The sequence below is a fragment of the Sphingobacterium sp. UGAL515B_05 genome, from assembly GCF_033097525.1.
Lineage (GTDB): Bacteria > Bacteroidota > Bacteroidia > Sphingobacteriales > Sphingobacteriaceae > Sphingobacterium.
This window is the reverse complement of the sequence record NZ_CP109907.1, coordinates 722,586-744,849: the sequence shown is the minus strand read 5'-3', so window position 1 is coordinate 744,849 and position 22,264 is coordinate 722,586. Positions and strand designations below refer to the sequence as shown.

24 protein-coding genes are annotated in these 22,264 nt (G+C 40.5%); 15 read left to right on the top strand and 9 right to left on the bottom strand.

Translation table 11 applies throughout. The features are described from left to right. Together OK025_RS02930 and OK025_RS02925 are read left to right on the top strand one after the other, a co-directional pair. Complete coding sequence (locus OK025_RS02930) at nucleotides 1-1,080, top strand: SO2930 family diheme c-type cytochrome (protein WP_317668283.1); 1,080 nt, start codon at nucleotides 1-3, stop codon at nucleotides 1,078-1,080. 21 nt (nucleotides 1,081-1,101) lie between these two features. After that, complete coding sequence (locus OK025_RS02925) at nucleotides 1,102-2,514, top strand: aldehyde dehydrogenase family protein (RefSeq protein ID WP_317668282.1); 1,413 nt, start codon at nucleotides 1,102-1,104, stop codon at nucleotides 2,512-2,514. A 66-nt stretch (nucleotides 2,515-2,580) separates the two neighbouring features. Here OK025_RS02925 and OK025_RS02920 read toward each other — a convergent pair whose 3' ends face one another. Then, a complete protein-coding gene (locus OK025_RS02920; RefSeq protein ID WP_317668281.1) occupies nucleotides 2,581-2,946 on the bottom strand; it encodes a response regulator in 366 nt (121 codons plus the stop codon). A gap of 480 nt (nucleotides 2,947-3,426) precedes the next feature. On the opposite strand from OK025_RS02920, the gene OK025_RS02915 reads away from it, so the two are divergent. Further along, nucleotides 3,427-5,940 (top strand): cation-translocating P-type ATPase, encoded by a 2,514-nt coding sequence (locus tag OK025_RS02915; RefSeq protein WP_317668280.1) that lies wholly within the window; start codon nucleotides 3,427-3,429, stop codon nucleotides 5,938-5,940. A 62-nt stretch (nucleotides 5,941-6,002) separates the two neighbouring features. Here OK025_RS02915 and OK025_RS02910 read toward each other — a convergent pair whose 3' ends face one another. The 4 genes from OK025_RS02910 to OK025_RS02895 are packed head-to-tail and all read right to left on the bottom strand — an operon-like array spanning nucleotide 6,003 to nucleotide 9,203. Then, entirely contained in the window at nucleotides 6,003-6,941 is a 939-nt protein-coding gene (locus OK025_RS02910) for a glycerophosphodiester phosphodiesterase family protein (RefSeq protein WP_317668279.1), read from the bottom strand. A 3-nt stretch (nucleotides 6,942-6,944) separates the two neighbouring features. Further along, a complete protein-coding gene (locus tag OK025_RS02905) occupies nucleotides 6,945-7,460 on the bottom strand; it encodes a shikimate kinase (RefSeq protein WP_088160356.1) in 516 nt (171 codons plus the stop codon). A 5-nt stretch (nucleotides 7,461-7,465) separates the two neighbouring features. After that, entirely contained in the window at nucleotides 7,466-8,653 is a 1,188-nt protein-coding gene (locus OK025_RS02900; protein ID WP_201666103.1) for a BT_3928 family protein, read from the bottom strand. 7 nt (nucleotides 8,654-8,660) lie between these two features. After that, nucleotides 8,661-9,203: a DUF1599 domain-containing protein gene (locus tag OK025_RS02895; RefSeq protein WP_088163452.1), complete on the bottom strand. Its 543-nt coding sequence runs from the start codon at nucleotides 9,201-9,203 to the stop codon at nucleotides 8,661-8,663. A gap of 306 nt (nucleotides 9,204-9,509) precedes the next feature. Here OK025_RS02895 and OK025_RS02890 point away from each other — a divergent pair, with 306 nt between their 5' ends. From OK025_RS02890 to cysM, 4 genes are all read left to right on the top strand, one after another. Next, nucleotides 9,510-10,307 carry a HipA family kinase gene (locus OK025_RS02890; protein WP_182982878.1) on the top strand — a complete coding sequence of 266 codons (798 nt, stop codon included), beginning with the start codon at nucleotides 9,510-9,512 and terminating at the stop codon, nucleotides 10,305-10,307. Further along, the gene (locus tag OK025_RS02885) at nucleotides 10,285-10,668 is read left to right on the top strand and encodes a DUF3037 domain-containing protein (protein WP_317668278.1); all 384 of its coding nucleotides are present in this window, start codon (nucleotides 10,285-10,287) and stop codon (nucleotides 10,666-10,668) included. Before OK025_RS02890 ends, OK025_RS02885 begins: the two co-directional genes overlap by 23 nt. A gap of 121 nt (nucleotides 10,669-10,789) precedes the next feature. Continuing rightward, entirely contained in the window at nucleotides 10,790-11,599 is an 810-nt protein-coding gene (locus OK025_RS02880) for a serine O-acetyltransferase (protein WP_075991214.1), read from the top strand. A gap of 5 nt (nucleotides 11,600-11,604) precedes the next feature. Further along, nucleotides 11,605-12,477 (top strand): cysteine synthase CysM, encoded by an 873-nt coding sequence (cysM, locus tag OK025_RS02875; RefSeq protein WP_317668277.1) that lies wholly within the window; start codon nucleotides 11,605-11,607, stop codon nucleotides 12,475-12,477. Nucleotides 12,478-12,553: 76 nt separating this feature from the next. On the opposite strand, the gene OK025_RS02870 is transcribed toward cysM, so the two are convergent. Further along, a complete protein-coding gene (locus OK025_RS02870; RefSeq protein WP_317668276.1) occupies nucleotides 12,554-12,913 on the bottom strand; it encodes a VOC family protein in 360 nt (119 codons plus the stop codon). Between the two features lie 245 nt (nucleotides 12,914-13,158). On the opposite strand from OK025_RS02870, the gene OK025_RS02865 reads away from it, so the two are divergent. Continuing rightward, entirely contained in the window at nucleotides 13,159-14,133 is a 975-nt protein-coding gene (locus OK025_RS02865) for a YeiH family protein (protein WP_317668275.1), read from the top strand. Here the strand turns inward: OK025_RS02865 and OK025_RS02860 are convergent. The 3 genes from OK025_RS02860 to OK025_RS02850 form a co-directional block, all read right to left on the bottom strand. Beyond that, a complete protein-coding gene (locus OK025_RS02860; protein ID WP_317668274.1) occupies nucleotides 14,130-14,594 on the bottom strand; it encodes a GNAT family N-acetyltransferase in 465 nt (154 codons plus the stop codon). The two genes, OK025_RS02865 and OK025_RS02860, sit on opposite strands and share 4 nt — an antisense overlap. Before the next feature lie 40 nt (nucleotides 14,595-14,634). Next, complete coding sequence (locus tag OK025_RS02855) at nucleotides 14,635-15,093, bottom strand: MaoC family dehydratase (RefSeq protein WP_046673910.1); 459 nt, start codon at nucleotides 15,091-15,093, stop codon at nucleotides 14,635-14,637. A gap of 169 nt (nucleotides 15,094-15,262) precedes the next feature. After that, nucleotides 15,263-15,694 (bottom strand): SRPBCC domain-containing protein, encoded by a 432-nt coding sequence (locus OK025_RS02850; RefSeq protein WP_075991220.1) that lies wholly within the window; start codon nucleotides 15,692-15,694, stop codon nucleotides 15,263-15,265. A 178-nt stretch (nucleotides 15,695-15,872) separates the two neighbouring features. Here OK025_RS02850 and OK025_RS02845 point away from each other — a divergent pair, with 178 nt between their 5' ends. The 7 genes from OK025_RS02845 (at nucleotide 15,873) to OK025_RS02815 (ending at nucleotide 22,163) form a co-directional block, all read left to right on the top strand. Then, a complete protein-coding gene (locus tag OK025_RS02845; protein ID WP_317668273.1) occupies nucleotides 15,873-16,679 on the top strand; it encodes an alpha/beta hydrolase in 807 nt (268 codons plus the stop codon). Between the two features lie 146 nt (nucleotides 16,680-16,825). Further along, nucleotides 16,826-17,230 carry a hypothetical protein gene (locus tag OK025_RS02840; RefSeq protein WP_317668272.1) on the top strand — a complete coding sequence of 135 codons (405 nt, stop codon included), beginning with the start codon at nucleotides 16,826-16,828 and terminating at the stop codon, nucleotides 17,228-17,230. 173 nt (nucleotides 17,231-17,403) lie between these two features. Further along, nucleotides 17,404-18,285, top strand: coding sequence for a DUF3347 domain-containing protein (locus tag OK025_RS02835; RefSeq protein ID WP_317668271.1), 882 nt, complete (start codon nucleotides 17,404-17,406; stop codon nucleotides 18,283-18,285). Nucleotides 18,286-18,296: 11 nt separating this feature from the next. Next, on the top strand, nucleotides 18,297-18,728 hold the full coding sequence (locus OK025_RS02830; protein ID WP_120335294.1) for a hypothetical protein: 432 nt from the start codon (nucleotides 18,297-18,299) through the stop codon (nucleotides 18,726-18,728). A 13-nt stretch (nucleotides 18,729-18,741) separates the two neighbouring features. Continuing rightward, entirely contained in the window at nucleotides 18,742-19,407 is a 666-nt protein-coding gene (locus OK025_RS02825) for a DUF3347 domain-containing protein (RefSeq protein ID WP_317668270.1), read from the top strand. A 4-nt stretch (nucleotides 19,408-19,411) separates the two neighbouring features. Further along, nucleotides 19,412-19,876, top strand: a complete 465-nt coding sequence (locus OK025_RS02820; RefSeq protein ID WP_317668269.1) for a DUF2231 domain-containing protein — start codon at nucleotides 19,412-19,414, stop codon at nucleotides 19,874-19,876. 10 nt (nucleotides 19,877-19,886) lie between these two features. After that, nucleotides 19,887-22,163, top strand: coding sequence for a multicopper oxidase family protein (locus OK025_RS02815; RefSeq protein WP_317668268.1), 2,277 nt, complete (start codon nucleotides 19,887-19,889; stop codon nucleotides 22,161-22,163). Nucleotides 22,164-22,264: the final 101 nt, after the last annotated feature.

Here is a 22,264-nt window from a genome sequence, read left to right as displayed (position 1 = left end):
GTGAAACCAACAAAATTTACCTTCGTCTGTACCGGAATATTGAGTGTGATCCTGCTTATGCTGCAACAGAGCTGTCGGCAGGGGCAAAATAAATCATCAGACCATGGGGTTGTATCTTTTGAATTTAAAGAACGATTGTCCGAATACGGCTTTTTTACTGGAAAAATAAATCAATTAATAGCAAGAGCTGATATCTTGGGCTACGACCTAAGCACGCCTCTATTTTCTGATTATGCCGTTAAAGACCGCTTTATTGTCTTGCCAAAAGGAGGGAAAATAGGCTATACAGAACATGGTCCGTTAGATTTTCCCGACTCAACCATTATTATAAAGAATTTCTCCTACATAAATGAAAAAAGGCAAAAAGTGTTGATAGAGACGCGCTTGCTGGTGAAGGATCCAGCTGATCATGCCTGGAAAGTGATGAATTATCTGTGGAATGATGGGCAGACCGATGCGATTAAACATATTCGTGGTGCTAAACTACCGATTACATTGCTAGATAATGCGGGCAATACGCATAGGACAAACTATATGGTACCCAACACCAACGATTGCAAGCGCTGTCATAACAATAGCTCCAAGCTGATGCCCATAGGTCCAAAGGCCCGAAACCTCAATTTTGTGCGATTAGGTGATTCGATCAATCAACTAGCCAAATGGCTTTCCCTTGGCCGGGTGTCCAATATGCCTGAGCTAAAGAAAGTACCGCAATTGCCTATATGGACCGATGAAAACAGATTCAGTTTGGAACAACGGGCAAGAGCCTATTTAGATGTGAACTGTGCGCATTGCCATACCAAAGGGGGAGACGCTTACAATACAGGGCTTTTCCTGGATTATGATGTGAAAATTCCTTCCCACCTTGGTATTGATAAAGCTCCTGTTTCAGCTGGAGGTGGAGCAGGTGGCTTGGATTTTGATGTAATTCCAGGAGATGCCAAGCATTCTATCCTGCTTTATCGGATGAACAGTGTGGAACCCGGTACAGCGATGCCGGAGTTGGCCAGAAGTATAATACATAAAGAAGGTGTGGATCTGATTCGCCAATGGATCGATAATATGCCATCAAAAAAATAGTAATATTGATCTTCAATTGGTATGAACAAAGAGAAGTTAACGGATCAGATAGGTTTAATATTTGAACAGCAGCAGCTTTTTAAATATGAATTACGGTCTAGCAGTGCAGAGGAACGTATAAAGAAACTTTACAAGTTAAGAGCGCTTATTGAGAGTCATGAAGATTTAATCTATGCGGCGCTCGAAAAAGATTTACGGAAGTCACGAAGTGAAGCCGCTATAAGCGAAGTATTATTTATTTACGGTGAAATAGCATTTGCAATACGACATTTACGAAAATGGATGAAGCCTAGACAGGTTGGCCGTTCGATAACCAATTTTCTTGCTAAGAGCACAATTACCTACCAGCCTAAAGGTACGGCACTCATTATATCGCCTTGGAACTACCCTTTTCAGCTCACAATGAGCCCATTGATTTCAGCTATTGCGGCAGGCAATTGTGTGATTTTAAAGCCCTCAGAACATAGTCCATTCACGTCTGCAGTTATTGGCGAGATTTTGACCAAAGGATTTGACCAACGGGAAGTGGCCTGTATTGAAGGTGAACAGCGTGTTTCCGAGGCACTATTGGCGCTTCCCTTTGATCATATATTCTTCACCGGGAGTCCGGCGGTAGGTAAACTGGTTATGCAGGCTGCCTCCCGCAATCTCAGTTCTGTAACCTTGGAGCTTGGAGGAAAATCACCCGTTATATTAGATGAGACAGCAGATTTGGAAATGACTGCCCATAAAGTTGCTTGGGGAAAATTAATCAATGCAGGGCAAACCTGCATTGCGCCAGATTATGTTCTTTTGCCTAAGGATAAGCAAGATGAATTTGTAAACTATTATCTAAAAGCGGTTAAAAGTATGTTTTTTACGGAAGATGGGCAGCTGGATCGAACAGTTTATGCAAAGATCATTAACGAAAAGCACGCTAATCGTCTTGTTTCATTAATCGCCAAGGCAACAGCATGCGGAGCAAAATTACTTGAAGGGGGACTGTTGGCCGATGATCTGACATTAAGTCCGGCATTGTTGATCGATGTAAAGGCTGACAATCCAATTATGCAGGAAGAAATATTTGGTCCTATACTTCCCGTAGTAACCTATCAAGACCTAGAAGAGGCGCTAGCACTCATTAATCGTGCTGAAAAACCTTTAGCTTTGTATGTATTTAGCAATAACAAATCTAATATTCAATACATCCTCAAGCAGGTGTCCTCAGGCGGTGCTTGTGTGAATGATGTTTTGATTCACGTTTCCAACCCGCATTTGCCTTTTGGTGGTGTCAATGGCAGTGGCGTGGGCAGTTGTCATGGGCAGTTTGGCTTTAAGGCATTTTCACATGAAAGGGCTGTCATGTTTCAATCTAAACTTTCGTTTTCTACATTGATTTATCCACCCTATGCTAAAAAGAGCAAAGTTTTTAAATTATTGAAGAAATGGATTTAGTCAATAAAGACAGTGTTTCAATAAAGACAGCTACACGTCCTTTCGTATAGGCAATCCCTGAAAGATTTAGTTGCGATTATTGATCGTCAGTCGTTTGACCCGCAACAGGAGCTCTTCCGGACTAAACGGCTTCACCATAAAATCTGACGCACCAAGATCAAAAGCTTCAATGACGACTTCCTCTTGTCCCATGTTGGAAAGTACAATAACGGGAATTTTTTTCTCGAGTTTTTTTATGGAAGTAAGGACTTCTATCCCCGAAGCAAATGGCATCATAATATCGGTAATGATCAGATCGAGATCCATTGTATTGAGCTTTTCAATTGCATCTTTTCCATTGGTGGTAGTGATAACCTCGTGACCTGCCTTGATCAGTTTGTATTGAACTGTCCGTAATATCAACTCATTATCTTCTGCAATTAAGATGACCATCTTATTTTTATTATTAATATACTACTATAAAGACCATAACAAGTTTAGATGCTATTCCATATCTAACGATAGGTACAGAAATATTTTACAATATGTTTAGTTTTCAGCTTCTGTTTTACATGATCTGAAAACATAGGTAGCAAAGAAGGACTTCAATCGCAAGAAGCTGTCTTGGCATTATTGGAAAAATGATCGTAAAATTGCTTTTGGCTAATATGAAATTCAAAGTCCCAAATGAATTTCTGCGCAAATATAGGATTGTAATAGAAATATTCAATAGAAGAAAGGTATTAGCAGGTAAATTTTATGCTAATATATTGTTTATAAGTTATGTAGCCTTTCTTTTTTGCAAAAAATAAAAACTGCAAATAAGAGATTGTAACATGATGTTACGTGCGAAGGAGATGATCGTTGACAGATGATTTTAACTCCTGAATACAAGAATTATTCATTATATTTAGGTAACCTAGTTCATTCGATATGTCATATAATATTCCCGATAATCTGAAAGGTCTTTCCGCTGCTGAGGTTAATGCCTCTCGCGCTAAATATGGTTGGAATCAATTGAGCGATAATCACAAGAATACCTGGTTTGAACTGCTTGTGGATATTTTGAAGGAGCCTATGCTGATTCTGTTGATTATCATCTCGATGATTTATGTTTTTGTGGGGAATTACGGAGAGGCTGTATTTATGTTTGTCGCTATTGTTGCTGTTACGGCAATTTCTTTTTATCAGGATAATCGTAGCAAAAAAGCGCTGGAGGAATTGGAAAAGCTGAATGAACCATTAAGCACCGTGATTCGAGATGGGAAGGTCAGTGAAATTCCAACACATGAGATAGTTGTGGGGGATCTCTGTATTACTGAGGAAGGTCGAATTATAAACGCTGATGGTCGTATTCTACACAGTAACGATTTTTCTGTTAATGAATCTTCGTTGACGGGGGAGAGTTTTTCCGTCTTTAAGGACAGTAAATCTGAAGATAATCTGGTCTACGGCGGGACGGTTACGGTCTCAGGCCTGGCTGTGTTTGAAGTTACTGAAATCGGTAAAGAGACCCGTGTTGGGAAAATAGGGGAATCGATCAAAAATATCAAGGAAGAAATTTCACCCTTGCAGGTGCAAATCCAAAAGTTTGTAAAAGCAATGGCCATTGTCGGTATCCTAATTTTTTTAATCGTATGTGTATACAGTTTTATTGACAGTGGTAATTTAGTGGCGAGCTTGCTCAATGGACTTACTTTGGCCATGTCTGTATTGCCGGAAGAGATTCCTGTTGCGTTTACGACTTTTATGGCGCTTGGCGCATGGAAACTCATGCGGGAGGGGATTATCATTAAAAGAAGCAGTATTGTTGAAACTTTGGGCAGTACAACGGTGATTTGCACAGATAAGACCGGGACCATTACAGAGAATTCCATGCAATTGAAATACCTCTACAATTATGCTACGGATTCCTCTTATGATCAAGAAAGGTTTGAAAAATCCGATTTAAGAGAGCTTATCGATTATGCGATGTGGAGCAGTGAGCCTGTGCCTTTTGACCCTATGGAAATTACGTTGCATAAAATATATGAAAAAACGCAAAATCAGGACCTCAGAAAGGAATATGCATTATTTCATGAATATCCTTTAGATGGTAAACCGCCGATGATGACCCATCTTTTCGAAAATACAGGAAAAGATCGGATTATTGCTGCCAAAGGGGCACCGGAGGCTATACTTAGCGTATCGAAGCTGCCCGATAGTGAGAAAGATAAAATTAGGGCTATTGTTAAATCCTATGGAGAGCAGGGCTTTCGTCTATTGGGTGTGGGGAAAGCGAAATTCGAAGGCAATAATTTCCCCGCGAAGCAACAGGATTTTGAGTTCCAATTTTTAGGGTTGACCGTATTTTATGATCCTCCCAAAAAGGGTATCCAGGAAGTGTTCCAAGATATTTATGATGCCGGGATTAAAGTCAAAGTAATTACTGGCGACAATGCCGATACGACTAAAGCAATAGCGGCTCAGGGCGGAATTCGTATTTTGACTCCGCCGATCAATGGCAGTGAAATCGTAAATAGATCCGAGGCTGAAATTATGGCGATAGCGGAGCAAACAACTTTATTTACCAGAATGTTTCCGGATGCTAAATTAGCCGTTGTAAATGCCCTTAAAAAGAAAGGCGAGGTTGTGGCGATGCTTGGTGATGGAGTAAATGATGGTCCAGCCTTAAAAGCAGCCCACATTGGCGTTGCTATGGGCAATAAAGGTACTGAAATAGCAAAATCAGCCGCGGCATTGATTATCACAAATGACGATCTACAAAAGTTAATCATTGGTATAGCGGCCGGAAGAAGGATTTACGCAAACATCAAGAAGGCGGTTCAATACATCATTTCTATTCATATCCCCATTATTTTGACCGTATCACTACCTTTGTTTTTAGGCTGGGTATTTCCGCAGATTTTTAGCCCTGTGCATGTGATCTTCCTCGAATTGGTCATGGGGCCCACCTGCTCGATTGTATATGAAAATGAACCTATTGAAAAGGATACAATGAAGCGCCCTCCTAGAGCTATGAGCGACACTTTTTTAAGTATAAATGAGCTCGGAATAAGCATTGTTCAAGGCCTGATAATCACTATAGGGATTCTATTTGTTTATCAGTTTACTGTTCAGCAGGGGGGAACTGAGGAAAAAACGAGGGCTATGGTTTTCACTACTTTAATCTTTGCCAATATTTTGTTGAGTTATGCCAACCGATCTTTTCACTATAGTATCCTTGAAAGTTTTAAAAACCGAAACTTGCTGCTCGTGGGTATTTCGATCGCTGTACTTCTATTTTTAGTCGTGATATTATATGTTGCTCCGGTCGCCCAATTTTTTGCTGTAGCAGCCCTGAGCGGATATGAATTGGGGATAGCGCTCTCTGTGGCTACAGCATCCGTGTTATGGTTTGAGGTCTATAAATTGATCGGGAGAATTGTACGTGCTAAAAAAGTTTGAAGGGACTAGATGGAGATAATCCAAGCATTAAACGAATAGAATTAGGCACAAGTCCAGGAATCTTACTGAATAAATTTCGACGTAATTCCTCTTTTCTTGATGTAGAAATTCAGCGCTCGCCCTGCCTCTGTAGGTCGATCTGTACTTAATATATCTGCACCGCGATCAATAAATCCGGCATAAACTTGAAAGCCTTTTTTGTCGGCCTGTCTGTCTAAGTTTCCCAGTGTACCCAATATGCACATGATTCCATGGTCATGTAGTACTTTGGTCAATGCTGGGTCTGCTTCACGGGTTCCGACGAAGGCTAACAAGCGATTGTCGGGGATATCTTTTTCATTTAGACGAGCAAGGTCATCCAGGTTATTGACTGAGGCCGAAATCATGATGTCGCTAGCCAGACTGTGCACTTTGGCCGCCTGGTTGGCACTATACGTGATGATGACTACGCTAGATTCTGCCCTTTGTTTGCGAATAGCATTGATAACGGCTTCATAAGGGACATCATTTTTAATGTCTAAGGTGAAGATTACCTTTCCTTTTCCCCAAGAAAGTGCTTCTTCCAGCGTGGGGATCCTATAGGGCGTCATCTTTTTGTTATTGTCCAATAGACGAAGCTTTTTGAGTTCAGTCAAACTGCTGGCGTTCACAGGCCCTCTGCCGGTGGTTGTTCGGTTTAGCGTATTGTCATGCATTAATATCAGCGCTGAGTCTTTACTGATGCGAACATCACATTCAACAAGGACTGGCTGCAAGCTCGCGTTATAGGAAAAAGTTTCGATTGCATTTTCGGGGTATCCAGATGCGGGGCCACCACGATGCAAACTGACCAATGGATAACGATTATCGTCATAGGTCAAAAACTGATATAATTCCTCCACATTTTGGAGCTGTATACGTTTACCCACTGGCAAGCCATCCGTATTGGCTCCGTTACGAAAGCAACTGCTTACGATAAAGCAGATCAATAAAAGGAAGTAGTGGCGTATACGTATATTCATTGTCTATCTATTGTGCTGATTAATCAGATCGGCCAGTGCCTCGACACTGGTATTTAATTGGTCGATTGTCAGATGTGCCTGCGTATAATAAGGTTCTCTTTCGATCAACTTCTCTTCGATAAATAGCCGTAGTTCCTCAGGTGATTTTCCGATTAGAATGGGCCTTTTGTGTAGTTTAGATTGAGAAAGACGGTCAAAAAGTGCTTTGGGTGACATCTGTAAATAGACGGCATATCCATTCGCCCTGATCCATTCCATGTTGTCAAAGAAACAGGGGGCACCACCACCGGTAGATATGACGGCAGCATTCTCAGAAAATTTACGCAATTGCTCGCGTTCTAATGCCCGGAATGCGTCTTCACCATGTTGACTAAAATATTCGGTAATGCTCATGCCAATTTGTTTTACGATCTCCTCATCTGTGTCGATAAAAGGGAGTTCGAGTTTAGTGGCAAGTTTCTTACCCAGGGTAGTTTTTCCACTTCCCATATAACCAATCAAAAATATAGGTTTAGGCATAGGTACTATTTGTCTTTACTTAGAAATTTATCTTCAATGGTTTTGGCATCCGGAAAGTTATTATAGTGCCATTTTCCGACGACGTTACCTCCTTTTAGGAGCAATACACCAGGATTTGCCCTGACCATGCTTTTTAGAGGAATGAGATCGGCATAGAATATCTCCGCAATTAATTGCATTTTATCGCTCAGATATTGGGCATCTTTGGATGCCGAAGCAGTCAATAGCACAACCCGAAGCCCATTATAATCTTTTGTTAATTGGATGGCTGTCTGATTGATCTTTTGGATAGCATCAATATTGGCCGAAGAAAGATCCTTTGCAACGATAACAAGATTGTAATACGGATTAGCAATGATTTCTTGCGTATGGTCTGCTCCGTCGGCATCCGTAATCAATAGATCAGGAATAGGAATATCATATCCCTTTTTGACCAATTTACTCTCGGGTTCACCTATAATTTCCCACGATTCATCTTCCCATAGCTTGTCAGCCATATAGACCTTGTCATTGACCTTTTTTGTTTCACCCGTCTTTTTGTTTTTCATGGTATAGATTTGCTCAAACAAATCGCCCTGTTTGCCTTCAGGAAGCACCATTAATGAAGGTAAGTTGTTACCAACTTTGTAGGGTAAGAAATCAATAAACGGGAGGTAGTTTACGGTATAGATACCGATACCTAAAGAGATAATCGCTGTAATCACAGTAGCAACGAATTGATTGCCTGATCCTTTGATAATTGATCGTAATTGCTTTCGGTTAAAAAATATAATAAGGATCAACGCCAAGAGCACCAGATCTTTAGAAAATGATTGCCAAGGTGTAAGTGGGATGGCATCCCCAAAACAGCCACAAGAGGTCACAACCTCAAAAAATGCCGAATAGAAGGTTAGAAAAGTGAAAAATAGAATCAGTAGAAGCAGGCCCCAGGCAACGGTATTCGCATAGACCCCCAGTAATAACAGTGCTCCTAACAAAATTTCAAAACCACAGATTACCACAGCGATGGCAGTAGCGTATTCATTAAAAGCTGTGAGATGAAAGACCTCAAAGTATTCCTGAAGCTTATAGCCAAACCCTGTCGGGTCATTTGCTTTAATAAAACCTGAGAATATGAAAAGAAGTCCCGTAAAAATCCGGCAAAATCCTAAAAGATAATTTGTTTTGGTACGCTGCTGCTGTATAGCTGTCATAATCCGATTATTGTTGTGCGATTCCTAATTTAATTAATGCAAAAACTGCGTAATTGAGCATATCCTGATAGTTGGCATGGATGCCTTCAGAGACCAGGGTTTGTCCATCGTTATCCTCAATTTGTTTGACGCGATGTATTTTCATTAAGATCAGATCTGTCATGGAAGAAACACGCATATCGCGCCATGCCTCACCGTAATCGTGGTTTTTGGCAAGCATGAGATCTCTGGTCTCGGTAACCTTTTCTGTATATTTTTGATTCACAAAGGTTGGATCCAAATTTTCTTCACCATCTTCACCCAAATCAATCTGAATCATGGCCATGACACAGTAATTGATAATACCGATATATTCGTCAACAATTCCTTCACCCACTTTGGAAACCTTTTTGATTTCTAGCGTGCGTATACGTTGTGCTTTAATGTAAATCTGATCCGTAATGGAAGATAGGCGCATGATCCGCCATGCCGTTCCATAATCTTTTGTTTTTTTAATAAATAAATCCTGACAATGTTTGATAACACTGTTATATTCCTGAATGGTATCCATATCGTTGATTGAAGAAACTTGATGAGACAAGTTGTGATTACACTACAAATATAATTAGAAAATAATACTTCCAACGGTCAAATGAATGTACAATTTGTGCTTTATTGCTAAAATTTAAACAATAATTTTGGATATTACCACAATTAAAAGTTCGCAGGGGCTAGGGGGCAACAGCGTCGTGCAAGTGCATGGCGTGAATTTCTCGTTTCCTATATCCCCAAACGTTTAAATATGGGTAACTTTAGATAAGTTTGATCAGTTTGCAAGGTGTCTTGCCAACTTTGAAGATAGTAAAACTATAAATTCATGGATTTTCAACAACCTGTTATTAGAGAAGTAGAGATCATCCGATATGTTCAGCCATTTCGGGAAGGCGGGTCTTTACCCGCATTAGTCGATGCCGATGACGGCTTTAGTTATGTTATAAAATTTAGAGGGGCAGGTCAGGGACGAAAAGCATTGATCGCGGAATTGATCGGGGGAGAGCTGGCAAGATTGCTCAAATTAAGAGTGCCCGAAATTGTATTTGCGGAGTTGGACGAATCCTTTGGCCGTACAGAACCTGATGAAGAAATTCAGGATCTGCTCAAATTTAGTGTGGGCAAAAACCTGGGACTTCATTTTCTGAGCGGAGCCATCACATTTGACGCGAATGTCGATGCTATCGGCGCGGAAGAAGCATCGAAAATTGTTTGGTTGGATTCACTCTTGATGAATGTAGACCGTACCGTGCGGAATACAAATATGCTGATATGGCATAAAGAACTTTGGTTGATAGACCACGGTGCTTCTTTATATTTTCATCACAGTTGGGATAATTGGGAAGAACAATCCCTAAAACCATTTGTTCAGATTAAAGATCACGTACTGCTCAAAAATGCAAGTATGGTGGAGAAAATAGATCAGGAATACCGTTCCGTTTTTACGGAGGCGGTATTTCGCGGAATATTGGCGGTGGTACCCGATGAATGGCTGGAAGATGCCGAACGTGAGCTCTCTGCAGCCGATGCGCGCGAAGTGTATGTTTCTTTCCTGAAACGGCGTGTAGCCAATTCATCCATTTTTGTAAAACAAATAGAAGATGCCAGAAAAGACCGTATATGAGTATGCTGTGGTACGTTTGATACCACGGGTGGAGCGAGAGGAATTTATCAATGTAGGCGTAGCTCTTTATTGTCGTAAGTATCGTTTTGCGAAGATGGTTTATCTTGTCAATGAACAGAAGGTACGGTTGCTGTGTCCGGATATCGAATTGGAATTGATCGAAAATCATCTTTCATCTTTCCAACGAATCTGCCACGGCGAAAAAGATGCCGGCAAACTTGCTGCACTGGATATCACGGAACGCTTTCGATGGTTGACCGCGAAGCGGAGTACCCTGATTCAATGTTCGGCATCACATCCCGGATTATGTGAAGACCCCGAAGCAACATTGAAGGAGCTGTTTGAGCGTCTGGTTCTGTAAATTAAAAGATGTGCTTGCTTGATCAGGGGACAATACGTGATGGTCAACGGGACTAAGTTTTGATAATAAGGCTTAATCTATCAATATTGTATAGTATATTTGTTGTAATAAACTAGTGAAGATGCATGATTTTTATCAACATATCTATGAACAGCAACTTGCTGTTCTAGAAATGCCTTCTAACAAGAAGATCTGCGGCTGGGCTATCCGAATTGTGGATGTGCTCTTCCCCGAACGAAATTCTAGCGAGATGAAATCGGTCGATGATGTGAAGCTCGCTTTTGAGCAATTTGAATTAGAGCTCGAGCAGCTCCTGAGCAAATCCAAAGCTTGTCAAAGTTGTAATCATTCGGAAGTAGCGCACAAATTTTTTGAACGGATTCCACAGCTTTATGAATTGATGTGCTGGGATGCGGATGCCTTGATGGATGGGGATCCGGCAGCACAGAATAAAAGAGAAGTCGTACGTACTTATCCCGGTTTCTTTGCCATCTGTATCTTCCGGATGGCCAATGAACTGCATCGCTTGGGTGTTCCTTTGATACCGCGCATATTGACGGAACATGCTCATTCCAAAACAGGTATTGATATCCATCCCGGAGCAACGATAGGCCATCATCTGCATATTGATCATGGCACCGGATTAGTCATCGGTGAAACCTGCACCATTGGTAATTACGTGAAGCTTTATCAGGGTGTAACCTTGGGCGCACTGAGTGTTGATAAGGTGTTTTCCAATGTAAAACGCCACCCGACAATCGGTGATCATGTCATTATCTATTCGGGGGCCACAATCCTCGGCGGTGAAACACACATCGGCCATCATTCGGTCATTGGCGGGAATGTTTGGTTGACAAGTTCTGTAGAGCCTTACACCACCGTATATCATCAGGCCACATCAAAATTTATAGATTCGAAACCAATAATATAGATACCATGGGAAATATCATAGATACCATAGGAAATACGCCCTTAGTCGAGATAACACAATTTCATACAAATGCCAAGGTGCGGATATTTGCGAAAATGGAGGGGAATAATCCTGCTGGTTCAGTGAAAGATCGTGCGGCACTAAATATGATCCGCTCGGCGATGGAACGCGGTGACATTACAAAAGATAGCAAATTGATTGAGGCAACGAGTGGAAATACCGGAATCGCACTGGCTATGATTGCAGGTATATATGGACTTAACCTTGAGCTTGTGATGCCGGCTTCATCAACACGGGAGCGAACACTTACGATGGAGGCTTATGGTGCTAAAGTTACCTTATTGGAATCCATGGAAATATGCCGCGATTATGCAGAAGAAAAGGCCGAAAAAGAAGGTTATTTTATATTGAATCAATTTGCAAATCCGGATAATTACGAAGCGCATATCAAGACAACGGGACCTGAGATCTGGCGTGATACAGACGGAAAGATTACACATTTTGTAAGCGCTATGGGCACTACAGGTACAATTATGGGAAACTCCATCTATCTGAAGGAGAAAAATGCAGCTATTCAGATTGTAGGTTGCCAGCCTACTCCGGAATCCTCGATACCAGGTATACGGCGTTGGCCCGAAGCGTATCTGCCCAAGATTTTTGATCCGAGCAGGGTAGATCGTGTCATCGATATATCCCAACAGGAAGCAACCGAGTTTGCGCGCGAGCTTGTCAAGCGCGAAGGTGTTTTTGCCGGAATGAGTACCGGCGGAGCTTTTGCCGGAGCACTTAAAATTGCAAATGAAATCGAAGCAGGCCTTATTGTCTTTATTGCCTGTGACCGAGGTGATCGTTATTTGAGTTCAGACCTTTTCGGCTAAGTACCCATACAAAAAATACCAAGCCCACTACGGATCTTCGCTGAGTTTTAGCAATCTTTAGTGGGCTTTTCGATGTCTAAGCATCGGCGCCAAAAGTTAGTAGATTACTGTCGGGATCTAAAATCGAAAACTCACGCTGACCCCAAGGCTTCATCTCAAGTTTACCATTCGGATGAATCTCAACGTTATTTTCTTGAAAAGATTGATACAGACAATCAATATCGTCTGTGCGTATATAAACCATACCATAATTTTCTTCGGGTGGAAGTTCTTGGAATTCAAAAAAATGAATTTCAATATGGTCCTTTTTTAGCATCAGGTAACCGTCGTAATCGACTGGTCCACATAATGAAAATCCAAGTTTATGTAGATAAAAATTCTTTGTGATGGTTTTGCTGCGCATAGGCAGTTTGGGATGAACGGCTGTCAGTTTCATCGGTATATAATTATTAAGTTGAGTTTAATCCAAATGTTTAGTAACCTATTTGAAATATAGTCATTTATCGCAATATTTTAACGTTCTACCAATGAGGATTATTTCATTTTTATAACGTATTCTTTAGCTATTTTGACTAAAATGTAGTTGTTTATTATAACTAATTGTTATGACTTATTTATAATTGTGTCTTTTAAAATAATTGAGAGTTATTCAATTTTGTGCCAAATCAATGTATCATTGTCATGGACAAAAAAATAAATACGACAATTCGTTATAAGCAGCTGCTCAATCGAAAGATCTCCGTTCGGGAAATCATTTTTATCCTCTTATTTGTATTATGTCTTACCCCATTTGTTTCAGCCCCGCTTGCCTTACTTTTGGGTATTATTGTGGCACAATGGATCGGTCATCCCTTTTTGGCAGTCAATCACAGGGCAACACAGATTTTGTTACAGATTTCTGTCGTTGGACTTGGCTTTGGAATGAATATCGATACGGCTATCCAAACGGGTAAGCAAGGGTTTGTGTTAACCGTTATTTCTATTCTCGGAACATTATCATTGGGCTATCTATTGGGTAGATTGTTCAAGTTGGAAAAGATAACCGCTTATTTGATTTCTGTCGGCACGGCCATTTGTGGTGGAAGTGCCATTGCGGCGGTTTCACCGACTATAAAAGCCAATGAGAAGCAAGTAAGTGTGGCGCTAGGGACCATATTTGTACTGAATGCCATTGCTTTATTTGTATTTCCTGTTGTCGGTCATTTGCTTGATCTCAGCCAGACGCAATTTGGCTTATGGTGTGCGGTTGCTATACAGGATACCAGTTCTGTCGTTGGTGCAGCAAGTAAGTATGGTAATGAAGCACTACAGGTCGCGACAACCGTAAAATTAACTAGAGCTTTATGGATTATTCCGATCGCCTGTTTAAGTGCTGTAGCATTCAAGACCAAAGGGACGAGCATTAAAATACCATATTTTATTGGTCTATTTGTATTGGCGGTTATCTTAACAAGTTATATCCCTTTTTTTCAGCATATAGGAGGCTATGTCGTTCCTATTTCAAAGATGGGGCTTACCTTAACTTTGTTTTTAATTGGAGCAAGTTTGTCTAGGGAGGTTTTGTTGGCAGTAGGTTTTAAAGCAATACTACAAGGAGTAGTGCTGTGGTTGGGATTATCAATACCGGTACTTGTCTATATTTATTTTTGTCTTTAGGCATTTAACGTATACTTCAGCATAATCATATCTTTCAACAGTTGACCATTTTCATAAATAGGCCGCTCATAATTTTCGATGAAAAAATCTTTACGGATAGCGTATTTAACAAAGCCATTTCGTTCATAAAAACGAATTTGAGCCAGACCACAATCTGCGGTACCCACAATGAGGTTCGGATATTGCTGGTAGTTCTCCTTGATAAAATCAAGTAGTTGACTTCCGAGGCCCATGCCTTGAAACTCTGGTGATACGGCGATGTTTTTAATTTCTAATGTTTCCGTATTGACCGGATATAAACAGAAAACAGCGATAGGTTTTACCATTTCATAGACAACATAAACCATCGATTCGTAGAGGTATTTGTCGATTGCATGAATGGTTTCGTCTGCTAAAAGCAACAAATCATAAGGATAATCCTTATGATTTGTAATAAGTTTTATTTGAAAGCTATTGCGCATGTATAAGAATTCGCTAATGGCCTATAGTCTAATGTTGGAATTAATTGAAATGATATAAAAAGATAACATCACCCACGTAAGCCGGTTTAGCACTGTCTTTAATTTTCAATGTAGCTTCAATGGTAACTTTAACAACCCCTCTTAGATTGACCACCGATTTTACTTGTGTATGTAGCTGTACAGCATTGTCAACCAAAACGGGTTGTGCAAAACGTAGGTTTTCAATCCCATAATTGATTTCCATTTTGACATTTCTTACTTCAGCAATTTGTTTCCATAAATAAGGAATGAGGGACAAGGTCAGATAGCCATGGGCAATAGTTGATTTGAAAGGACTATCCGTTTTGGCCTTTTCGCTATCTAAATGAATCCATTGGTGGTCAAGTGTTGCATCCGCAAATTGATTAATTTGTTTTTGATCAATAACATGCCATTGGGATTCGCCTAATGATTTTCCTTCAAAGGCTTTGTACTCTTCATAATTGTTAATTATTGTCATATGTAATCTTTTTATCGCGTTTTGTTGGTATCGTTCCCCGCTTTTAATGGAGAAGGGAAGATGAATTAGTGGCTAAATATAACTATACTTTTAAGAATCCTAAGCATATCCTTTATTTAAAAGATGATCGCATGAAAAGACAAGCTAAGTTCGTTCGTCATTCATTCGATTACCCGAGTTGTGTTGTTGCATAGGTGTTTTCAACGTAGGACCTGAAATTTTCGAGTATGGCCTGCCATCCATTACGCTGCATATCAATTGGATTTTCCGTTTCTGCATCAAAAATTATCGTGATATCTGTAGCAGACTTTTTTGCATTGAAGTTGACTTCTACATGACGGCCATCTGGCATAACGTAGGCTATTTTTTTAAAGGGTTCAAGTGCGGTATAGCTGCCTTCAAAATCAAAGCCCATAGATCCGTCTTTTGCCTCCATGCGGTTTTTGAACTTTCCGCCAATGCGTAAATCATTGATTGAACTTGTACAGTGCCAATCGTCTGAAGCATGGTTCCATTGCATGATATCCTCGGCTGAGTTATATGCATTCCAGATCGTTTCTACGCGTACGTTGATATGGGTTTCAATCTTTATCTGTTCCATATAATGTATGATGTTTTCTAAGTTAATAACAGGAAAATTTGGGTTTTGTTATATCTGTTGTCAGATAATTATCAATATATAATAAAAAGTGTAAAGTTGAAACTTATTTTAATGCAACCTGATGGTTTTGATTGAGTTTTGTTAACTTTAAGCTATTTAACACTTTAATACGATTTATATGTCCTCCAAATTGCTTTTTATCTTCTTTTTTCTGTTTTCACCGGGTTTAATTTTTGCGCAGCAATATAAAACGACAACCGACGTTGCCTATTGTAAACCTGATGAACCAGATTCTTATAAGAAAGAACGTTGTAAATTGGATATCTATATCCCGACTGACCGTAAAAATTTTGCTACCATTGTATGGTTTCATGGCGGTGGACTAGAGGAGGGAAATAAATTTATTCCACTTGAACTTAAAGAGAAAGGTGTAGCGGTTGTAGCGGTAAATTATCGGCTAAGCCCCAAAGCGAAATCGCCGAGCTATATTGAAGATGCTGCTGAGGCTGTTGCATGGACATTTTCACATATTGCCAGCTATGGTGGAGATCCCTCAAAAATTTATGTGTCGGGGCATTCTGCAGGCGGATACCTGGCTTTAATGGTTGGTTTGGATAAGCATTACCTTCAAAAATTTGGTGTTGATGCAAATAATATAAAAGGGCTGGCGCCGATTAGTGGGCAAACAAATACGCATTATACAATTAAAAAGGAACGTGGTCAATCTATGGTGATCCCCCAGATTGATCAGTTTGCACCACTTTCTTTTGCACGGAAGGATGCACCGCCAATTCTCCTGATCACTGGCGATCAACAATTGGAAATGGCCGCACGGTTTGAGGAAAACGCACATTTGGCGGCGATCTTAAAACAGGTTGGACATACCAAAACCTCGTTGTACCAACTGCAGGGTTTTGATCATGGAGGAGTGTATGCACCGGGCTGTCTGTTGATGCTTAACTGGATCAAAGGACTCGAAAAATAGTTTTTATGTGGTCAGGCCGAGAATCGGAAATACAGCAAATCAAAATATTATAAACAAAATAGGAAATATTACAATTGTACAATCGTAAATTCTACCGAAATTTACCTCCAAAGTAGCACATCTCTACTTATCAAATTTAATCCGTTATGTGGGCAAAACGCAATATCGTATTTATAATCTGTATGCTGGGGCTTTTTTTAGCACCCCATAGGTTATTTGCCTGCCACGAATCGTCCGAAAAGCCAAAACAGGAAGAAAAATCATGTTGTCTTGATGAAAGACAACATGTAAAAGACGTCGGAACAGAAGATTGTTGTAAAGATGAAAGAGCTGAATTGTCAAAATCAGATCACCATGGGGATGACTGTGGTAAACATTGTAGCGAAAAATCATGTCGTACCTCCCTGCAATGTAATCCTATTGTTTCAGTAATCGAAGCTCAGCTTATTTTACCCTTGCATGCTGATGCATTAAACGCTTATGCGCGTTATAAACAACCTTATTGCGCAGATGCCTATTTTTCCATTTGGCAACCTCCTCAGATCGCTTAAAGTTAGACTGATAGCCCATGCTATGTCTTTTTGGATCGGTTTCTCTATCCAAAACCCCGTTTATTTAGCTTATGAAAATCCCTTTGAATCTATCGGATTCAATACGCAGATACAGTAAATCGCTGTAGAAGGGTTTTTCGTCAGTATTCTTTTATATACTACATATCATAATCATGAGATTAATTTCATTACTTGGTTTGGTAATCCCAGTATTACTATCCACCCAACATACACATGCACAAATTAAAAATGCAAAGACAGCGACTGTAAAGGTTTTTGGAAATACACCGGCTGTTAAAACGATCATTGAAAAAGAAGGTAAGGACGGACAATTTGCTAAAGTTGACTGGAATCAGACAACCAAGCTAGCGGTTGTTACCTACGACTCTTCAAAAACAAGCGCGGATGAAGTCCTTAAGCGTATTGCATTGGCGGGGTTCGACAATGAAAAATTTCTGGCTCCAGATGATGCTTATATTCAATTGGCAAAAGCTGAACAATATGAACGAATCTTAAAACCCGCATTAAAAAATGGTACTGAACATCAGGTCGATCATACGAATCATAGCCAGGGCGTACATACAATAATTCAACCTTCGGCGAATACAAAATCAGCCGATGAAAAGACCGCGTTTGCGCTGTTGACAAATCCTTATTTTGCGCTAAAGGATGCTTTGGTGAAGACAGATGCGGTGGCAGCTGCAGCTCAGGCAGAGGCATTTCAAGCAGCAATCAAAGCTGTCGATATGAATAAACTTAGCCATGATGAACACACGGTATGGATGAAGGTTATGGGTAAGCTGGCAACTGATGCGGCAGGTATAACTAAAAATAAAGATGTGGCTAGGCAACGTGTGGCTTTTGCATCTCTTTCAAATACGTTGTATGAGCTTCTGAAGGTGAGTAAAGTGGATGGGCCTATTTATTATCAGCATTGCCCCATGTTTAATGAAGGCAAGGGAGCGCATTGGTTAAGTAAGGAGAATGCCGTGAAAAACCCATTCTTTGGTGCACAAATGATCAGTTGTGGAAGTACAGTAGAAACGTTAAACTAATCGGCTGCGTTATGAATTATTTCCTAGCTATCCTATCGGTTGTTGTGTTGTCTTTAACGGCCTGTGGTGGTTCACAAACGAATGCCCAAGCTGAAGATCGAATAGTTTCGACTGATCCTGCTATCAATTTGCCCGTACAGTCCGTTCAATACAAGGTAGGCGATCTTGTGCCTACAGCACAAGTTTGTATGGTGAATGATGCTTTTATGGGGAAAAAACAATTGCTGGTCAGACACGAGGGGAAGGATTATTATGGCTGCTGTGAAATGTGTAAAAAGCGTATACCCCAAGAAGCTGCGGTACGTGTAGCCATTGATCCTTTTTCAAAAAAAGAAGTGGATAAGGCGACGGCTTCCATCGCAATTACCGGTGATCAGGGTGAAGTTTCCTATTTTGAAAACGAAGCAAACTATCGAAATTACATTAAAAATTTAAACCTCTAAATACACTTATATTATGAAAAAGTTTATGCCAATTGTGGCGACAGCTTTGATATTCGTTGCATGCAACAATTCAAGATCGAAAAATACACATGCAGATCATATGGTCGCTGTTGCCGAGGATACCGCGACGATTGCTGTAGACAATGGTAAAGGCGATACCGCTTTGACTAAAGAAGAGGCGGCCGGCGTAAGTAATACGGCTGCAAAAATAGAATCATCCACTGAGAAAGTTAATCTAAAAACAGCTAGCAATCCTTTTGCAGGCTTATACAGTGCCTATTTCGAACTGAAAGATGCATTGGTTAAGGATAATGGAGCGGCTGCACAGGCAACTGCGAAAGGAATCCAGGCCGCCATTGAAAAAGTTAATAGCGAACAATTGGATGCTGTTCAAGGAAAGCTTTGGAAGGAATATCAACGAAAATTGGCTTTCGATACAGAACATATCGCTGGAATTAAGGAAAATGAACATCAGCGGGAGCACTTTGTGACCCTTTCCAAAAATATGTATGTGTTGATGAAATCTGTCAAACCTGAAGTTACGGTCTATTATCAACACTGTCCTATGTATCGTGATGGAAAAGGAGCCAATTGGTTGAGCACACAAAAGAAAATTGAAAATCCTTATCTAGGTCAATCAATGCCCACCTGTGGATCTATCGTAGAAACAATACAATAAAACAATGAAAAGCTTATTCGAAGGACTGCCCGGTTTACATCCGCTATTGGTGCATTTTCCGATTGTACTCTTGTTGATGGCGTTGATTAGTCATATTGGTGCCTTATTGTTAAAAAAACATCGACGTCCTTTCACTGTGCTGACTTTTGGATTGTTGTTATTGGGAACACTTGGAGCGCTTGCTGCAATTCAGACCGCAATCCATATTTCAGGCGATGCCGATGAAGGTGCCTTTGCGGTTTTTGAGATCCACCAACGTTTTGCCTGGATCAGCTTTTGGCTTGCAAGTAGTACAACAGTCCTGCATTTTGTTAGTATGCGGAAAGATACAGGTGCCTGGATAAACTATTTGATATTGATTTTGTTGATAAGTTTATCGGTGACACTATTTATCACAGGACATCACGGGGCTAGACTGGTCTATCAATATGGCGTAGGGCCGATGGGAAATGGAATACTAATCAATTAAATGAATGAACATGCGTAAAAAGAGTAATATATTAACGGTTGTTTTATTATTGATGACACAACTGACAGTGCTGGCCCAGAAAGTGGTTCGTCATGACCTTTATGTACGGGATACCATTGTCAATTATGCCGGCAAATCAAAACGGGCAATCGCTGTAAACGGACAGATTCCGATGCCTACCCTGACTTTTACTGAAGGAGATACGGCGGAAATTGTTGTTCACAATGAGTTAAAGGAGAGTACGTCGCTACATTGGCATGGTATTTTTCTGCCGAACAAAGAAGACGGAGTGCCACACCTGACGCAGGAACCTATAAAGCCGAATTCGACTTATACCTATCGCTTTCCGATAATCCAGCACGGTACACACTGGTATCATTCGCATTCCGGCCTACAGGAACAGATCGGTATGTATGGTAGTCTTATTCTCAACAAGCGTGCAGATGATAAGACTTTCCGCAAAGGAATTGATGATTTACCCACGATTCCGGTCATATTGAGTGAATGGACAAATTATAATCCCAATAACATTCAGCGGATGTTACACACGGCCAACGATTGGGCCGCGATAAAAAAAGGCGCTACACAATCGTACGTTGAAGCTATTAAAGAAGGGAAGTTTAAGACGAAAGTCACGAATGAATGGAAACGTCAGCTGGCAATGGATGTCAGTGATGTGTATTATGATAAGGTCCTGATGAACGGGGCTCATTCCACGGATTTAAAATCGGTGAATGGTAAAGCTTTGAAAGCAGGAGATAAAGTGCGTTTACGAATTTCCAACGGAGGTGCTTCGTCTTATTTTTGGCTGCGCTATGCCGGTGGCAAAATTACCGTTGTTGCCAATGATGGGAATGATGTGGTACCGGTGGAGGTCGATCGATTAATGATTGCCGTATCGGAGACTTATGATGTCGTTGTAACAATCCCAAATGAAGGTACAGCTTACGAATTCATGGCAACAACAGAAGATCGAACGCAATCTGCGAGTTATTTTGTCGGAAATGGCATCAAACAGTTGATTTCTCCACTTCCCCGCCTTAAATATTTTGAAGGCATGAAGATGATGAACGATATGATGAAGATGAATGGGGATCTCAATGATATGGGTATGAAGATGAGTCTGAATCAGATGGATATGAATGTGGTGATGTATCCCGAAATTACAGGTGATGGAAAGAAAAAAGAAGATCACAGTAAACATAGCGGTATGGATCATGGACAAATGAAGATGGAAGAAGATCCCAATCGTTATAATGCCAATGCATTGGGCGATATTGTAACGCTAAACTATGCGATGTTGGAATCTCCTCAAGCGACAGAACTGCCTAAAGAAGCGCCGATACGAGATCTTAAATTTACGCTTACGGGAAATATGAGCCGTTATGTATGGAGCATGGACAATAAAATTCTCTCTGAAACGGATAAGATACCTGTAAAAAAGGGCGAGGTATTGCGCATTTCCATCTATAATAATTCGATGATGCGTCATCCAATACATCTGCATGGCTTTGACTTTAGACTGTTGAATGGAAAAGGATCAAAAGCGCCATTGAAAAATGTGGTGGATATCATGCCAATGGAGACGGATACGATCGAATTCTTAGCAAATGAAGAAGGTGACTGGTTTTTTCATTGCCACATCCTGTATCATATGATGGCTGGGATGAATCGCGTATTTGCTGTGGATGATTATAAAAATCCAAATCTTCCAGACAAAGCCAAAGCCTACAAGGAATTGCAAATGGAAAGTAATATGACCCATTTTATGGCACAAAATGATTTTGCGACCAATGGAAATGACGGTCAGGCCATGTTTCAGAATGCGCGTTGGCAGCTCGGTTCCGAATGGCGATTAGGGTATAACGATATGCATGGCTATGAGGTGGAAACCCACCTGGGAAGATACTTTGGGAAGATGCAATGGTTTATGCCATTTGTAGGTTTTGATTATCGTTATCGCCGTATGGGGCAGGATGAACATGAGAAAAATATCTTTGGGCAGGCCAATAAAAAAGATAGTCGCAAAGCTTTGAGTCTAGGTTTTATGTATACTTTACCTATGTTGGTCAATTTTCAGGCGGAGGTGTATCACGATGGTATTGTCAGATTGCAGCTGATGCGAGAAGATATTCCGATCGCTAGAAGAATCCGTGGTGATTTTATGGTCAACTCGGACCTTGAATATATGGCGGGACTAAATTATGTCATCACGAAAAATATGGCGTTTAGAACGCATTATGATAGTGATATGGGCTTTGGTGTAGGCTTGTCATTAAATTATTAAAGCGTAGATCTTATTTGAGTTAGGGGGCTTTGCAATGCAAAGCCCCCTTTTCTTTTGCCATTAAAAGATAGGATAGATGGAGGAAATCTTCTTAAATGATA

Excerpts from the sequence above, each read along its gene's own strand:
- OK025_RS02925 (WP_317668282.1), top strand. The coding sequence starts at position 1,102 with ATGAACAAAGAGAAGTTAACGGATCAGATAGGTTTAATATTTGAACAG.
- OK025_RS02920 (WP_317668281.1), bottom strand. The coding sequence starts at position 2,946 with ATGGTCATCTTAATTGCAGAAGATAATGAGTTGATATTACGGACAGTT.
- OK025_RS02915 (WP_317668280.1), top strand. The coding sequence starts at position 3,427 with ATGTCATATAATATTCCCGATAATCTGAAAGGTCTTTCCGCTGCTGAG.
- OK025_RS02910 (WP_317668279.1), bottom strand. The coding sequence starts at position 6,941 with ATGAATATACGTATACGCCACTACTTCCTTTTATTGATCTGCTTTATC.
- OK025_RS02905 (WP_088160356.1), bottom strand. The coding sequence starts at position 7,460 with ATGCCTAAACCTATATTTTTGATTGGTTATATGGGAAGTGGAAAAACT.
- OK025_RS02900 (WP_201666103.1), bottom strand. The coding sequence starts at position 8,653 with ATGACAGCTATACAGCAGCAGCGTACCAAAACAAATTATCTTTTAGGA.
- OK025_RS02895 (WP_088163452.1), bottom strand. The coding sequence starts at position 9,203 with ATGGATACCATTCAGGAATATAACAGTGTTATCAAACATTGTCAGGAT.
- OK025_RS02890 (WP_182982878.1), top strand. The coding sequence starts at position 9,510 with ATGGATTTTCAACAACCTGTTATTAGAGAAGTAGAGATCATCCGATAT.
- OK025_RS02885 (WP_317668278.1), top strand. The coding sequence starts at position 10,285 with ATGCCAGAAAAGACCGTATATGAGTATGCTGTGGTACGTTTGATACCA.
- OK025_RS02880 (WP_075991214.1), top strand. The coding sequence starts at position 10,790 with ATGCATGATTTTTATCAACATATCTATGAACAGCAACTTGCTGTTCTA.
- cysM (WP_317668277.1), top strand. The coding sequence starts at position 11,605 with ATGGGAAATATCATAGATACCATAGGAAATACGCCCTTAGTCGAGATA.
- OK025_RS02870 (WP_317668276.1), bottom strand. The coding sequence starts at position 12,913 with ATGAAACTGACAGCCGTTCATCCCAAACTGCCTATGCGCAGCAAAACC.
- OK025_RS02865 (WP_317668275.1), top strand. The coding sequence starts at position 13,159 with ATGGACAAAAAAATAAATACGACAATTCGTTATAAGCAGCTGCTCAAT.
- OK025_RS02860 (WP_317668274.1), bottom strand. The coding sequence starts at position 14,594 with ATGCGCAATAGCTTTCAAATAAAACTTATTACAAATCATAAGGATTAT.
- OK025_RS02855 (WP_046673910.1), bottom strand. The coding sequence starts at position 15,093 with ATGACAATAATTAACAATTATGAAGAGTACAAAGCCTTTGAAGGAAAA.
- OK025_RS02850 (WP_075991220.1), bottom strand. The coding sequence starts at position 15,694 with ATGGAACAGATAAAGATTGAAACCCATATCAACGTACGCGTAGAAACG.
- OK025_RS02845 (WP_317668273.1), top strand. The coding sequence starts at position 15,873 with ATGTCCTCCAAATTGCTTTTTATCTTCTTTTTTCTGTTTTCACCGGGT.
- OK025_RS02840 (WP_317668272.1), top strand. The coding sequence starts at position 16,826 with ATGTGGGCAAAACGCAATATCGTATTTATAATCTGTATGCTGGGGCTT.
- OK025_RS02835 (WP_317668271.1), top strand. The coding sequence starts at position 17,404 with ATGAGATTAATTTCATTACTTGGTTTGGTAATCCCAGTATTACTATCC.
- OK025_RS02830 (WP_120335294.1), top strand. The coding sequence starts at position 18,297 with ATGAATTATTTCCTAGCTATCCTATCGGTTGTTGTGTTGTCTTTAACG.
- OK025_RS02825 (WP_317668270.1), top strand. The coding sequence starts at position 18,742 with ATGAAAAAGTTTATGCCAATTGTGGCGACAGCTTTGATATTCGTTGCA.
- OK025_RS02820 (WP_317668269.1), top strand. The coding sequence starts at position 19,412 with ATGAAAAGCTTATTCGAAGGACTGCCCGGTTTACATCCGCTATTGGTG.
- OK025_RS02815 (WP_317668268.1), top strand. The coding sequence starts at position 19,887 with ATGCGTAAAAAGAGTAATATATTAACGGTTGTTTTATTATTGATGACA.